The sequence below is a fragment of the Bacillus sp. ISL-18 genome, assembly GCF_018613415.1.
In the GTDB taxonomy this organism is placed as follows: domain Bacteria; phylum Bacillota; class Bacilli; order Bacillales; family Cytobacillaceae; genus Neobacillus.
This window is the reverse complement of record NZ_JAGGQG010000004.1, coordinates 97155-111276: the sequence shown is the minus strand read 5'-3', so window position 1 is coordinate 111276 and position 14122 is coordinate 97155. Positions and strand designations below refer to the sequence as shown.

The 14122-nt window shown below is 41.0% G+C and carries 15 protein-coding genes and 2 pseudogenes; 16 read left to right on the top strand and 1 reads right to left on the bottom strand.

Translation table 11 applies throughout. From position 1 onward, the window contains the following. The first annotated feature begins 233 nt into the window (after nucleotides 1-233). The 10 genes and pseudogenes from J7E81_RS30860 to J7E81_RS08060 all read left to right on the top strand — a co-directional run bounded on the left by J7E81_RS30860 (nucleotide 234) and on the right by J7E81_RS08060 (nucleotide 7668). Entirely contained in the window at nucleotides 234-368 is a 135-nt protein-coding gene (locus J7E81_RS30860; protein ID WP_275677264.1) for a hypothetical protein, read from the top strand. Between the two features lie 241 nt (nucleotides 369-609). Next, nucleotides 610-1089, top strand: a pseudogene (locus J7E81_RS31320) (cupin domain-containing protein); the annotation flags it as partial. 99 nt (nucleotides 1090-1188) lie between these two features. Then, nucleotides 1189-1734, top strand: a pseudogene (locus J7E81_RS31315) (cupin domain-containing protein); the annotation flags it as partial. A gap of 45 nt (nucleotides 1735-1779) precedes the next feature. After that, entirely contained in the window at nucleotides 1780-2745 is a 966-nt protein-coding gene (locus J7E81_RS08085; RefSeq protein WP_215041651.1) for a DUF1906 domain-containing protein, read from the top strand. A 637-nt stretch (nucleotides 2746-3382) separates the two neighbouring features. Continuing rightward, nucleotides 3383-3721 carry a hypothetical protein gene (locus J7E81_RS08080; RefSeq protein WP_215041650.1) on the top strand — a complete coding sequence of 113 codons (339 nt, stop codon included), beginning with the start codon at nucleotides 3383-3385 and terminating at the stop codon, nucleotides 3719-3721. Between the two features lie 57 nt (nucleotides 3722-3778). After that, nucleotides 3779-4657, top strand: coding sequence for an FAD:protein FMN transferase (locus J7E81_RS08075; RefSeq protein ID WP_215041649.1), 879 nt, complete (start codon nucleotides 3779-3781; stop codon nucleotides 4655-4657). Between the two features lies 1 nt (nucleotide 4658). Beyond that, nucleotides 4659-5198, top strand: a complete 540-nt coding sequence (locus J7E81_RS08070; protein ID WP_215041648.1) for a ferric reductase-like transmembrane domain-containing protein — start codon at nucleotides 4659-4661, stop codon at nucleotides 5196-5198. A gap of 190 nt (nucleotides 5199-5388) precedes the next feature. Next, nucleotides 5389-5928, top strand: coding sequence for a CBO0543 family protein (locus J7E81_RS31310; protein WP_374104007.1), 540 nt, complete (start codon nucleotides 5389-5391; stop codon nucleotides 5926-5928). 264 nt (nucleotides 5929-6192) lie between these two features. After that, on the top strand, nucleotides 6193-7389 hold the full coding sequence (locus J7E81_RS08065) for a class I SAM-dependent rRNA methyltransferase (RefSeq protein ID WP_215041647.1): 1197 nt from the start codon (nucleotides 6193-6195) through the stop codon (nucleotides 7387-7389). A gap of 87 nt (nucleotides 7390-7476) precedes the next feature. Continuing rightward, nucleotides 7477-7668 carry a hypothetical protein gene (locus J7E81_RS08060; protein WP_215041646.1) on the top strand — a complete coding sequence of 64 codons (192 nt, stop codon included), beginning with the start codon at nucleotides 7477-7479 and terminating at the stop codon, nucleotides 7666-7668. Nucleotides 7669-7723: 55 nt separating this feature from the next. Here J7E81_RS08060 and J7E81_RS08055 read toward each other — a convergent pair whose 3' ends face one another. Further along, on the bottom strand, nucleotides 7724-8827 hold the full coding sequence (locus tag J7E81_RS08055) for a 5-methyltetrahydropteroyltriglutamate--homocysteine S-methyltransferase (RefSeq protein ID WP_215041645.1): 1104 nt from the start codon (nucleotides 8825-8827) through the stop codon (nucleotides 7724-7726). 231 nt (nucleotides 8828-9058) lie between these two features. On the opposite strand from J7E81_RS08055, the gene J7E81_RS08050 reads away from it, so the two are divergent. The 6 genes from J7E81_RS08050 to J7E81_RS08025 all read left to right on the top strand — a co-directional run bounded on the left by J7E81_RS08050 (nucleotide 9059) and on the right by J7E81_RS08025 (nucleotide 13835). Further along, on the top strand, nucleotides 9059-10021 hold the full coding sequence (locus tag J7E81_RS08050) for a bile acid:sodium symporter family protein (protein ID WP_215041644.1): 963 nt from the start codon (nucleotides 9059-9061) through the stop codon (nucleotides 10019-10021). Nucleotides 10022-10315: 294 nt separating this feature from the next. Continuing rightward, nucleotides 10316-10744, top strand: a complete 429-nt coding sequence (locus J7E81_RS08045) for a CBS domain-containing protein (RefSeq protein WP_215041643.1) — start codon at nucleotides 10316-10318, stop codon at nucleotides 10742-10744. 235 nt (nucleotides 10745-10979) lie between these two features. Continuing rightward, nucleotides 10980-11744 carry a sulfite exporter TauE/SafE family protein gene (locus tag J7E81_RS08040; protein WP_215041642.1) on the top strand — a complete coding sequence of 255 codons (765 nt, stop codon included), beginning with the start codon at nucleotides 10980-10982 and terminating at the stop codon, nucleotides 11742-11744. A 180-nt stretch (nucleotides 11745-11924) separates the two neighbouring features. Continuing rightward, nucleotides 11925-12320, top strand: a complete 396-nt coding sequence (locus tag J7E81_RS08035) for a hypothetical protein (RefSeq protein ID WP_215041641.1) — start codon at nucleotides 11925-11927, stop codon at nucleotides 12318-12320. A gap of 1 nt (nucleotide 12321) precedes the next feature. Beyond that, nucleotides 12322-12999: a PspA/IM30 family protein gene (locus J7E81_RS08030; RefSeq protein WP_215041640.1), complete on the top strand. Its 678-nt coding sequence runs from the start codon at nucleotides 12322-12324 to the stop codon at nucleotides 12997-12999. A 71-nt stretch (nucleotides 13000-13070) separates the two neighbouring features. Further along, nucleotides 13071-13835 (top strand): M50 family metallopeptidase, encoded by a 765-nt coding sequence (locus J7E81_RS08025; RefSeq protein ID WP_215041639.1) that lies wholly within the window; start codon nucleotides 13071-13073, stop codon nucleotides 13833-13835. The last annotated feature ends 287 nt before the right edge of the window (nucleotides 13836-14122 follow it).

Here is a 14122-nt window from a genome sequence, read left to right as displayed (position 1 = left end):
TCTTGCTTCCGAAGCACGAGAACCGTCCCCATGCTCCTCATGCTCCTTCCCCATGCTCCTTCAAAGTGAAAAATAAAGAAAAACGGCGAAAAGGTGAGGAAACACTGTAAAATATACGCTTACAAAGAAAATGTTCCCGCTTTTTTGGTGAATGTTTCCGTTTTCCAAGACTTTGTCAAATGGACCCCTTTTGAACGATAATAAGGATATAAATTTTGGAAGGTGGTAATCAAATGATCAAGAAAATGGAAAACTTTATGAACACTTACGGAAAATACATGGCAGCTACAGCATTAACTTTAAAACCAATGAGTAAAGATGAATTACAGTTTGTGGCTGATTTGTTTAGAAACGACTCTCAAAGATAAAAATTGGGGATCGTTTTTTTTTATGCCTTTTTATCCGTATCAGCCCTTTTAAATCCTATCTCTCATTCCTCATTATAAACTACACCATTTCCACCGTATTTAATAAATAAACCTTACATGTTCCAATGTTACAGGCATTTTACCCAATCACACTTGTCCTGCTTGGCATATTCATAGATGACGGGTTTTTAGGAAGACAGCCTTTTACCTGTAATTTCGGACAGGAGGTTTATTTTAACAGATGAAAAATAATCAAACCGGTAACACAAAATCATCTAATGGGAAAACAACAACGAACACCGCCAATCTTTTCTTTGATACCAGAAAAAGTGTGTTCTTTAAGCGGAATGCTGAGAATATTATCTTCCAAGTTACCTCGTCACAGTTACCTGTGTTGAGAAATATTAGCTTAGATAACATTTTTCTTAGCAGGGGCCACATTTTAGAACCGCACTGGCATCCCAATGCGGCTGAACTGGATTATGTGGTGAGTGGTGAAGCGATCATCTCTGTACTCGATCCGTTCACCCCGCAATTGCTAACTTATCGTGTAAAACCAGGGGATGTTGTTTTTATTCCGATAAACTGGTGGCATTGGATCATCTCCATTACGGAGGAAGCTCATGTTGTGGCCTTATACGACACAAAAAAGCGTCAAAATACCTTTGGCTCCGATGTCCTTCGAAAAACTCCCCCAGAGGTTTTTCAATTGGCTTATGGTGTAAATGCTGAAAAGCTAGCCAAGGTACTGGCGCCGATTACTGAGACTGTCGTAATCGGACCAATAAATGGTGCTCCAATAAGTGATATGATTAGAGAAATGTTTTCACCCATGAATCGACGAAGAGAAGGAATGCGGTGGGGCTCCACGACGTCGCCGGAACTGTTTTTTGATGTCAGCGATAATGTGGGCTTTCAGCGAAATCCGCAAAACGTACTTTACGAAGTTACCTCCGCTCAAATACCAGAGATGCAGGATTTGGCTCTAGGAGACCTATTTCTGAGCCGGGAACATATTCGCGAACCGCACTGGCACCCCAATGCGGATGAGCTTGATTTCGTTATCTCTGGGGAAGTGATCATTTCAATTTTGAATCCGTCAACCTTAGAGCTGCAGACCTATCATGTGAAACCAGGTCAGGTCACCTTCCTGCCAAAGGGCTGGTGGCACTGGATTACTTGTGTTACCAAGGAAGCCCATCTTTTAGTTGCCTTCAATGATGGTCAAATCCAGTCGATTGAGGGCTCTGATGTGCTGCGATTAACACCTCCAGATGTTTTTGAACTCGCTTACGATGTAAATGCTCAGAAACTAGCCAAAGTATTATCCCCCATTGATGAAACAGTCGTCATTGGACCACCTGACCCTGAGTGAAAGCTGGAAGCACGGGGAAGCACGGGGACGGTTCTTATGCTTCCGAAGCATGAGAACCGTCCCCCTGATTATGGAGGTGATCTTATTCGAAATTTAAACGGAGTGGACTGTGCGACAAAACTTAATCGTCCGTTAGCCGCAGGTCTTAAATCAGCTGGTATTCAGTATGTTGGACGTTATCTTGGAGATAGCTGGAAGTCGATGGACAAAGCGGAAGCTGATGCCATCCTCAACGAGGGGTTACAGTTGGTGAGTATTTGGGAAACCAATCCGACTAACGCCGCTTATTTTACCAAGGCCCGAGGGATTTCAGATGCACAGGAAGCCTCACGCTACGCAAAGGCGCTTGTACAGACAGAAGGCAGTGCGATTTACTTTGCTGTTGATTATGATGTCGAGCCAGCAGACATGGACTCGATCTTAACCTATTTTACAAGTGTTCGTAATGGCATTGACCAAAGTTTTAAAGTAGGAGTGTATGGCTCTTATTCTGTGCTTACCATGCTTTATGACCATAAGGCAGTCGATTTTTATTGGCAGACTACTTCTTGGTCCCGCGGCCAAGTAGCAGATTTTCATCATATTCTTCAATATCAACATAATCTACCACTAGCAGGTATCCAAGTAGATTATAATGAATTCGCCAATTATGCAGGCTCATGGAGCAGAGCAGCAGCATCACAGCCTGAAAGTTCTCCTACATCTACTTATACTGTTCAACCAGGCGATACCTTAAGCAAAATTGCGGCGAGATTTGGAGCAACGGTGGAGGATTTAGTGAAATTAAATAACATCGAAAATCCTAATCTTATTTATGTTGGACAAATTTTAAGGTTAACTGATAATCATTCGTCAGGGCCTGTGTATTATCAGGTAAAATCAGGCGATACGTTATCCCAAATCGCCTTAGTTTTTGGAATATCTGTCGCGCAACTGCAAGCTTGGAACGGAATTACTGACCCGAATGTCATTATCGCCGGTCAAAAAATTCGTGTGAAGTAATCCTGTGACTAAGTCATTTGATTGTAGGGTTTCCTTAATTAAGAGACAACTCTCGACAATTTTTTCAAGCATTTTGTGAGAGAAATCCAGTAATGGTGCAGTTTAGTTCGCTTTTAATCAACTGTTTGATTAAAGTTGAATCATCGCGAAAAAATGAGATTGATGGAAGTGCAATCAAAAACAATAGAATTTTCCGGGAAATTGTAATTTTTTCTGCAAAAATTACTAACATTCTTCGACCATATTTTTCGCAAGTTTAGGAGTAAAACTCATTTAAAACGTGAAATCTTACTTTTTTAACCAAACGTTTGATTAAAAAAGTATAAATAAAATAGAGTCGAAGTCATGTCGATTAGACAAAAAGAAATGGCCCATTTTATCTGATAAAATGGGCTATTTCTTATTCTGGATCATCATTTGTTCTAGATATCTCGAATGGCGTTAGTTCCAAATCACATTAAACATTTATTTTCAAAATTATAAAAAGCCAATTTCTACTCCTTGTAGCAATTGGCTTTTTCACTATGAAGAAGTTCTTTTCAATTTCTGGGATTTTTTAAGGTTTAGTTAAGGTTGTCGATTCATAATACAGACATGGACATAAAGAAAGCATTTCAAACTGAAAGGAGTCCTACCAATGAAAAAACAGAAATTTACCTCTTGGGGAGTGAGTTTTGCAAGTCTCGCTCTCGTTGCCGGAATGATGTCATATATGGGAATAAAAAAAGATACAACAACCAACACAGCCGCTGTGGCGACAACCCAAAATACAACACAATCAGCTCAAAGAAGCAGTAACCAAGATTCATCAATCACCTATGATATCCCTAATCCATCTACTGATACCAATACAACTACTGATACAACTAGGTCAACAGACACCAATGGAACTCAAGCGTCAGATCAACAAGTTTCACAAGACAATTCGTTTCCAAGTCAACATGGAGGCTTTGATACTACCACTGGTGGAACCTGATGAAGTTTAAGGATCTCTCATTTGATCATTTAATACTACAACAGGAGGAACCCAACAATGAATAATTATAACTTCAATTCCATGAGTACAACCGTCCAACTATCGATCAATCAAGAACTGTTTGCCAATGACCTCATGCCCGTATACAAATTATTCGCATCTGTCGAAGACACATGCAGCCGGTTTAAAGTAGATAGTGAATTATCCCGGTTAAATCAACAGCTAGAAAAAGAAGTCGAGGTATCGGATCCATTATTTAGCATTTTAAAAGAGACACTTCGATTTTATGAAGAAACAAATGGCGTTTTTAATCCTGGTATTTTATCAGCGATTGAAAACAGCGGCTATACCCAATCAATTGAGTGGATTAAAGGGCGGGAGTTGACGGCTCCCTCCCCAACAGCCCCCGTGTTTACAAAAGTGAGACCATATCAATTAGATGAGGATCGGCAAACGGTGGTGCTTCATACTCGAATTGATTTAGGAGGAATTGCAAAGGGCTGGGTGGTGGACCGCGCAGCGGATGTCTTATCCCAGTATGGATTTGGGTTTGTGAATGTCGGCGGAGATATCCGGATTTTTGGAAGTCTGCCGCGGCCCTTAAATATTGGCATTGAAGATCCTCTTGATTCATCGCAAATGCTCTCTTCCATCCAAGTATTGGATGGAGCCATTGCTACTTCTACTTCAATGAAAAGAAGATGGAAGGTGAATGGGAGAAGTAAGCATCACCTGATTGATGCCACTACAGGCGAACCTTCTGCGAGCACAATTATCTCTTCTACTGTAACAGCGCCAACGGCTGTCGAAGCGGATGTATTAGCAAAAGTGGTCCTTTTATTGGGAGAAGAGCGCGGGAAAGCCTTGCTTTCTGTCAAAAAGAAGCCAGCAGTTCTTATTAATGAAGCAAAAGATATTTGGAGAGGTGGCGAATAAAATGGAGTCTTTAGAATGGTACGCCATTCGGGCAACTGGAATTGTGGCATATCTATTATTATATTTGGCCGCATTAACGGGACTATATTCGGCGGTACAGAAGAAACGGAAAAAGAAAGTGACTAGTCTCCTTCATTTTCATGAGGTAGTCTCGGACTGGTCCTTGATTATGACTGGCGGTCACTTAGGCATTTTATTGATTGATGCTTTCATGAAATTTAGTTGGACGGATATCCTAATTCCGTTTAGCGGCAGCTATGAAACGATTTCGATGGGATTAGGATCGATTGCGACGTATTTCTTAATTTTAACGATTGTCACATCAAAATTCCGGAAGAAAATTGGTTACAAGCGGTGGCAGAAGCTGCATGCTCTTAACCCGATTCTGTATATTTTAGTAACAGCACACGGGTTAATGAGTGGTACGGACTTCCAAGGGACGGTTTTGGCGGTTGTTAATATCGTGCCAGTTGTTCTGATGCTTGGAATGTTTCCTTCAGATAAGAAGAAGAAGCTTACAGAAGGAAATGGGGTCATTTAGAAATGGGTTGGAGCTACCTCCAAGCCATTTTTTTATGTTCCTTTTGGGTTGAGTGATTATTTTTAAGAAGAACCTATTTTATATCAAATACGTTCAAAAAAAATACCGTTCTATTTCTTATTGTTTAAACGCCCACCATATGAATAATACTAATAGGTAGTTGGAACGAGTTGGAAGGGTGGGAAATGTCATGTTACATACCTTAATATCTTACTTAAGAATGGTGCTTCCCTTTATTTATCTGATTTGCGCCTGGCGATTTGCTGATTGGAGAAACTGGAAGAAATACTATCCCACCATCCTTTTCCTTATAGCTGTGGATTTTTTTATTTCTGTCCTTATGTCTGAATACCCATTATGGACTTTTCAAGGTTCGATAATCGTTCCCAACCATACCATGGCGGAATTTCTGTTAACCTTTATTACCTTCCCCAACCTGACCTTACTTTACTTATCATTATACCCGTATCAATCACGTTGGCCTAAGCAAGTCTTCTATATTGGCATCTGGTTTATTGTTGAGGTGATCATGGAGTATTTGTTTAGATGTGCTAAACTTATTTCTTATACTCATGGATGGAACTTTGGCTGGTCATGCGTGGTTTGGCTATTTCTATTCATAGGACTACGCCTCCACCATACCCGGCCGCTTTGGGCATGGGTCCTATGCTTCGTATGTACCGCCTTTCTAATCCTATACTTTCACATTCCAGTTACAAAGTTTCGATAAGAAGCATGGGGACGGTTCTTGTACTTCCAGATCAATCCGGAAGCAAGAAAACAGCCCTCGTGCTACCTTCTTTAAATCCCCGTTTTTTCAAATCTATGAACCTCGTCGGACCACTAAAACGGTTTGTCCCAACTTAATCGTTTAAACGTCCTCATTATGCTTTATAATAATAGTAGGTTGGAAGCATGGGGACGGTTCTTCTGCTTCAAAGAAGCAAGAGAACCGTCCCCATGCTTCTCCAAATAATTTTGATTGGATGACAAGATGAAGAATGATGTTTGTTTTACGGTAAAGGGTAAGTTTGTTAATAAGTATAGAAGCGGTTATCCGCTTATTTCAAGGGAAGCCTTGATTAATTTGGACGAAGGTACGGAAGAAGGAACGCTTGTCCGCCTTGTTGATGAACGGAATAAGTTCATCGCGAGAGGCTATTTTGGCAAACAAAACAAAGGGTATGGGTGGGTTCTTAGCCGTAATGAGCATGAACCAATCGACCAAAGGTTTTTTGTGAATAAATTGAAAGAAGCAATCAACGATCGAAAGTCGTTTTTTAATAACCCGGATACTAATGCTTTCCGAGTCGTAAATGGCGAGGGCGATGGTTTAGGCGGATTAACGATCGAGTATTTTGATGGTTATTATTTAATCACCTGGTATAGCAAAGGAATTTACCGCTTTCGGGAGTATATTATCAATGCTCTAAAAGAATTGACTCCATTTAAAGCCATTTATCAAAAGAAACGATTTGCTGTCAGCGGGAAATACATTGAAGAAGATGATTTCGTCGCGGGAGAAAGAGGAACCTTCCCGATTATCGTAAAAGAAAATGGAGTAAACTTCGCGGTTTACTTAAATGAAAGTGCGATGGTTGGAGTATTTTTAGATCAAAGAGATGTCAGAAAACGAATCCGCGATGTTTACGCGAAAGGAAAGAGCGTACTGAACACGTTTTCCTATACAGGAGCGTTTTCTGTTTTTGCTGCCGTAGGAGGCGCGGTTAAAACGACAAGTGTGGATTTAGCCAATAGAAGCTTACCTAAGACCATTGAGCAGTTTAGAGTGAACGGGCTGGATGATGGCGCACAGGATATCATTGTCGAAGACGTGTTCCATTACTTTAAGTATGCCGTGAAAAAGCAGCTCTTGTTTGATATGGTTATCCTGGATCCTCCAAGCTTTGCGAGGTCAAAGAAAATGGTATTCAGCGCGGAAAAGGATTACAAGAATCTTTTAAAAGAGGCTATTGCCATTACAGAGGATGAGGGGGTAATCGTAGCGTCTACCAATTCTAGTTCGTTTAATATGACGAAGTTTAAAAGTTTTATTGATCAGGCCTTTAAAGAAACCAGCAGGAACTATCAAGTAGTGGAGGAATTTTCCCTTCCGAAAGATTTTAAAACCATCAAGGAATTTCCGGAGGGCAACTATCTAAAGGTTGTGTTTATTAAGAAATTGTCATAATAACAAACCTGTCTTCGCTCCCAACCCATGGCTCGGAAGAATGCCTACCAGACAGATATATAGGATTAGAAGGGAGTTATATCGATCATGAAGTTTATCAAATCTCAAATGAAGCAGCTGATCAAGGACAATAAGGAATTGCAAATACGATTAAAAGTGTTGATGGAAGAACACGAGCTTGAGAAAAACTTTGCCCTCAAGGCTTTGTACCACGCAGAGGTAGCTGAAGGCGGCAAGTATCAGCTAGCCTACCAAGCACTCGACATGCCAAAAGGGTGAGCATGGGGACGGTTCTTTTGCTTCCGAAAAGGAAGCAAGAGAACCGTCCCTATGCTTATTTCCAAACATCATTGGCAATGGAAATAACATGTTTAATCTTGTCCCACTGCTGTTCCTCTGTAAGAAGGTTTCCTTCTTCGGTTGAGGAGAATCCGCACTGCGGGCTTAGGCATAGTTGGTCTAAATCCACATACTTTGCTGCTTCGGCAATTCGTGCTTTAATTTGTTCTGGGTCTTCCAAATCACCAAACTTAGAAGTAATCAATCCTAAAACAATTTGTAAATCCTTGCGATTCACGTGTTGAAGCGGTGCAAAGCCGCCAGAGCGCTCATCGTCAAATTCTAAGAATAAGCCATCCACCTTTAATTCGCCAAAGATATATTCAGAGGCATTGTCGTAGCCGCCGCTTGCTGTATAAGTAGACTTAAAGTTTCCACGGCAGATATGCATCGTGATCACCATGTCTTCCGGCTTGCCCGCAATCGATTCATTGATTGCCCGTGTGAAAATTTTAATCAACTCTTCAGGAGTGTAGCCTTTTGCTGCGATTTGCTCTTGGCCTTTTTCAGAAAAGAAAACAGCCCATGACGTATCATCTAGTTGCAGATACCGGCAGCCTGCCTCATAAAATGCTTGTATCGCTTTTTGGTAGGCCTTAATTAGATCATCGAAGAATTTCTCTTTGTCAGAATAAGCAGCTTCCTCAATAATTCCTCTAAAAAACAGCATATTCGGACTAGGAATCGTGAACTTCGCTGTGTGGTCACCTGCAATGCTGTGCAGGAATTTATAGTCTTCGATAAATGGATGCTGGCCAAAGTCAAGTTTACCCGTTACTTTTACGCCGTGGGCTCTTGTTTGAACACCATTAAATTGAATCCCTGCGTCGGTTTCAAAAAACTCAACGCCTTCGAGTCCCGCTAAGAAGTCAAAGTGCCACCAAGCGCGGCGCAATTCGCCATCGGTTACGGCCTTAAGCCCTACTTCTTTTTGTTTTTCTACTAATTTAATGATTTCTTCATCTTCAATCACACGAAGCTGTTCCGCGGTGATTTCACCGTTTTCTTTTTGAAGACGAGCTTGCTTCAATCGTTCTGGACGAAGGAAGCTTCCGACATGGTCGGCTTTAAAGGGTGCTCTCGTAAGTGTTTTTGGCATTTTGTCTGCTCCTTTTAAAAAATATAATTTTAATTATATAGAAAATTTTCAAAAATGCACAGATGAACGATCTACTAAAATTCTCCTTTTAAGCTGTAAGCCTTTGCATTATGTCCCGTTTTCCAGAAAAATAATTATTGTATAGAAAATATTGATTTTTTTAAATATTTATTCTAATATATAAAAATATTAAATATTTGGAAAAACGAAATAATTTAGGGGGATTCATTTATGGGAGTCATCGAGAAAATCAGCGGCTTTGCTGGAAAAACCTTTACGTTGTGGGTGTTAATCTTTGCCGTAATCGCTTTTAATTTTCCAACACACTTTGTCTGGCTTGGAGGCTATATTGTTCCGCTTTTAGGGATTGTGATGTTTGGAATGGGCCTAACGCTTGAGTTATCGGATTTTAAAGAAGTATTTAAGAGACCAAAAGAAGTGGCACTCGGGGTCGTTGGTCACTTTGTGATCATGCCGCTGCTAGCGTTTTTATTGGCGGTCGGACTTCATTTACCGAAGGAAGTCGCCGTAGGGGTTATTTTAGTAGGATGCTGCCCGAGTGGAACAGCTTCGAATGTAATGGTGTTTTTAGCAAGAGGAAATGTGGCGCTGGCTGTTGGGATTGCCTCTGTTTCTACGATTCTTGCACCAATTGTCACACCATTGTTAATTCTTCTATTTGCGAGCAAATGGGTCGATGTTAGTGTGGCTTCCTTGTTCCTTCAGATTGTACAAGTGGTCATCGTTCCATTGGCAATCGGCTTTATTATTAAAAAGTTTTTTGGCAAACAGGCGAGAGCTGGTGCAAAAGCCTTGCCGCTTGTTTCCGTTATTGCGATTGTGTTGATTGTATCGGCTGTTGTAGCAGGCAGCGCTTCTAAGATTGCCGAAACTGGGTTGCTTATTTTTGGAGTTGTCATCCTTCATAATCTATTAGGATTCTTGATTGGCTTTTTCTTTGCCCGTTTATGCGGAATGGATCTGGCGAAACAGAAGGCTGTGGCAATGGAAGTCGGCATGCAGAATTCCGGATTGGGAGTAGCAATCGCCACGGCTCATTTCTCGCCATTAGCAGCTGTACCTAGTGCGATTTTCAGTGTTTGGCATAATTTATCTGGTTCGGTTTTGGCGAATATCTTTAGCCGGATGAAGGATAAGAATGAAAATGTGGAAAGTGGCAAGCATATAGCATAATTTTGAAACCTCCCAGCTGGGGGGGGTTTTGATGGATTGGAAATTAATTTACAGTTTTTGTAGAATAAGTTCTGGTTTTCGTAGAATTCTGGTTGAATTAAGTAGAATCGGCCTCGATTTTGTAGAATTTCCTTTTTATTTTGTAGAATCCTAGCTGAATTATGTAGAATCATCTCTTTTCTTGGGGATAAAATCCAATTCCCTTAGAAATAGGTATTGGTTTTTAAAGAAGATGTTTAGCAATAAAATAGGACGGGTAGTAATCACATAAGAAGTAATAAAGGAGGCATTAAAATGAATGTTGCTGATGTTATGACAACCGATGTGGATTGCTGTACTCCTGAAAGTACTTGTAAAGAAGTCGCGATAAAAATGAAAGAATTGGATGTAGGTGCCATTCCCATTTGTGAAAATGAGAAGTTAGTGGGAATCATTACCGACCGAGATTTAGTGATAAAAGGATTAGCAAGTGAAGTGTCGGATGCATCACCCGTTTCTGATTTACTATCAAATAATATCGTGGTGACAGGCACCAAAGACATGTCTGTTGAGGAAGCTGCCAAAATCATGTCCCATGAACAAATTCGCCGCCTTCCGATCGTGGAAAATGAAAAATTGGTGGGAATGGTCTCTCTTGGCGATTTGGCGGTAAATCAACAGTCGAGTGATGAGGCAGGAGAAGCCCTTAAAGAAATATCGGTTCCAGCTGAGCCTAAAAAATAAATCAAACGTTTCATTTACTATTTTCATATAGTGAGTAAACTGGCTGCTGTTGATTGGCCATATTGCTCGAAGAGATCCGGCCTAGAATGGGGTCGGATTTTTTCTCTATTATACAAAATTTAGCCATCTAATAAATTACCAGAATTTATAGGAAATTGGTTGTTTACAAGATTCCTATAATTATATATAATCCTATATAAATACTTGGAATTAGAATCAAGATAGGGCGTGCGCTATGAGTATAGGGATTGCGTTGATGGGTTTATTGGTGGGTTTTCTGGTAGGGATGACTGGTGTGGGTGGAGCAGCACTCCTAACACCGGTGTTAATTTTAATAGGGGTTAATCCATCGATTGCCGTTGGAACAGACCTTGTTTATAATTCAATCACGAAACTATTCGGTGTTGTGCAGCATTGGAGACAAAAAACAGTGAATGTTCAAATGGTTAAGTATCTCGCAATGGGAAGTATACCGAGTGCGGTCATCGCCATCGCGGCCCTTCACTTCTTTGAAGCCTCTTACCATAACCAAGAACAGATCATCCGCCATGCCCTTGGATATGTATTGGTATTTGTCTCGATTGCGATTATTATTAAAACGTTTATGGAGAAGCGGTTACGGCCTAATCGCTGGCAGACGAAGCCTTTGAACGAAAAAAAGGGTCTAACCATTTTAATAGGCTGCGTGTTTGGATTTATTGTCGGACTCACTTCATTAGGTTCCGGTTCTTTATTCGCTGTCGCAATGATCTATCTTTATAAAATGAAGACATCCGAGATGGTGGGTACCGATATTACGCATGCGTTTCTACTGGTAACGGCCGCAGGGATGCTTCATATTGGTTATGGAAATGTGAATTATATGCTTGTGGGCAATCTATTAATCGGTTCTATTCCTGGAGTCCTAATCGGAAGTACGATTTCCGCAAAAGTTCCGGCGAGACCGCTGCGGGCGGTTGTGGCGGTATTGATTTTTGTGAGTGGATTAAAGTTAATTTAATCATGTTGTAAAAAGTCAGCATCTAGTATGCTGGCTTTTTTAATGGAAAAATTGTAGAACTTCATCCTCAATATTGTAGAATTTCTCCTCTTTTTAAAAATAAATTTCTCTTTTCACCAAGTTTTCACCATTCCCGTCTAAAATTCATTACATCAGGTAACGAAAGGAGGCAAAAATGAGATGAATACAAAAGTGAAAAAAGGAATCTTCTGGGGAGTAATCGTTGCGTCAACTGTCATGGTGATCAACGTACTTCATTTTCTTCTAGGAGGAAGCAGCGCTTTTGCTAGAGGTCCAGGAGGACATGGTGAAATGGGAGGCCGCGGCGGATTTGCGGGTCACCAGATGATGAATGGTCCGCACCATGGCGGTGGATTTCCTTGGCTTTTCCTTATTATTGGACTAGCTGTCCTTGTCCTACTAGTAAGATGGCTTAGAAAGAAGTCGAAATCGTCTTCGATGCAACAGTTTATTGATCCCTCGCTTGCAGGTTCGCATATACCAGTCACAAACCAAAATGCTGATATTTTGGATCAATGGGAAAAAAGTATTTTAACTAAAAAGGAGAATGAATAAAATGGGTATTTTTAAACGATTAAAAACAATTACAATGGCGGAACTTAATAGATTACTAGACGGGATTGAAGATCCAATTGCGATGTTAAATGAGTATTCCAGAGAAATGGAACAGGAAATTGTTAAAGGTCAGAATGCCTTAGCTCGACAAATTTTTGTAGAGAAAGAGCAGGCTGCACTCATTGCTGAAACGAAATTAGTAGTGGACAAGCGTACACGTCAGGCGAAGCTGGCACTGGAACAAGGGGAAGAGACTATCGCGAAGCTGGCCGTGCAAGAAAAGATGACCAAAGAAAATCAGCTGCAACTATACGTGCAGCAATTAGAGTCGATTAAGGGACAAACGCAAATCCTTGTTGAAAAATTGGACCAGCTCAAGGAAACGTATAACCAAATGCAGCAAAAGAAAATCTTGTTAGCATCCCGTGCGAATGTGGCTCAGTCGATGAAACAAATCCAGAAAGTGACCGTTTCTTTCAATACCGATGATATTGCAAGAGGAGTGGCGCGTGCGGAAGAAAAGATCTTAATGATGGAAGCAGAAGTACAGGCAGGCAATCAATTTGCCACTCCGTTAGCTCCGTTTGATGCCACATTCGATCACTATGTGAGCGAGGAAGAGCTAAATAAGGAACTTGAAAAGTTAAAGAGTGAAAAGGAAAAAGTGGCCGCATTATAATTCAAGGGAGGAGCACCGCCTTATAGGGCTGGTGCTTTTCTTTCTATCTAGCTAAGAGAGGGGGATTTACATTGGATACGACCACGTTGATTTTGATTTATTTAGGTGCAGCGTTGCTGGGAAGCATGCTTCCCTTTTTAAGGACCTATTTTGCCCACTTCCATAACTTAGTTAACCTCGTGATCAGTGCTTGCTTGGAAGGTGGTAAGATTCATCTTTATCGGGATGGTTCTGGACAGACAACGGGGAGTGCTGCTTCACCGTTTAAAAGAGCACTTATTTCGTATGCAGGTTACACGGGGGCCTCGCTGGTCGCGATTGGGTTGTTTTATTTGGTAACGAGAGGAGACTATCATTTCGTTATTTATCTGTATTTAGGACTTAGTGTGGTTGCATTACTGTTGTGGGTCCGCAACGCATTCGGTATGGTTTGGGGACTGTCCGTTATGGCTCTATTGGCCCTGCCCGTCTATTTCCGCTACGTACCGGTTTTACCTGCATATGTTAACGTAGAAATGATTCTCGTTCATCTTAGTATATTTCTGGCATCGGTGCTATCTATGCAGTCGATGATTAGTGCATTTAAAGTGTGCAGACAAGCTTTTATGTCGAGAAGCAATCCGAAAAGGAAGGCAGCATTGGTTCAAACCAAATTTATTCCGGCCGTTATTTTAGGACTAATCCTGTTTGGCCAGACCTTGTTTGCCGGCTACTTTCTCACATTGAATTTTATCAGCCTGCCCTTTCATCTTGATCTTGGATTGACCACTAATCTTCTCACAGTAAAAGATCAGATTTGGTCCGCACTTAGTGGGGTTTTCAGTGGTAAAGGGTAAATGAATTTGGGCCGTGAAACGGGGCATAATATCGTATAATCGGGCTGTTTTCGTAAAGAAAAAGCTCGATTTTTTTTTATTTTATAACATTTTAAGAATGTTATGATGGAAGAATAAGAGGAGCGATACGGGTTGTGAATAGATTTGATTGACGACCTAGTGGCTATGAAAAGAAGTACTTGGGTAGACAAAGGAGGCTATTGACGACCCAGCGAGAGTAAAAACAGCCCCCCAGGTAGACAAAGGAGGCTATTGACGACCGAGTAAGAGAAAAAAGAGCCCCCAGG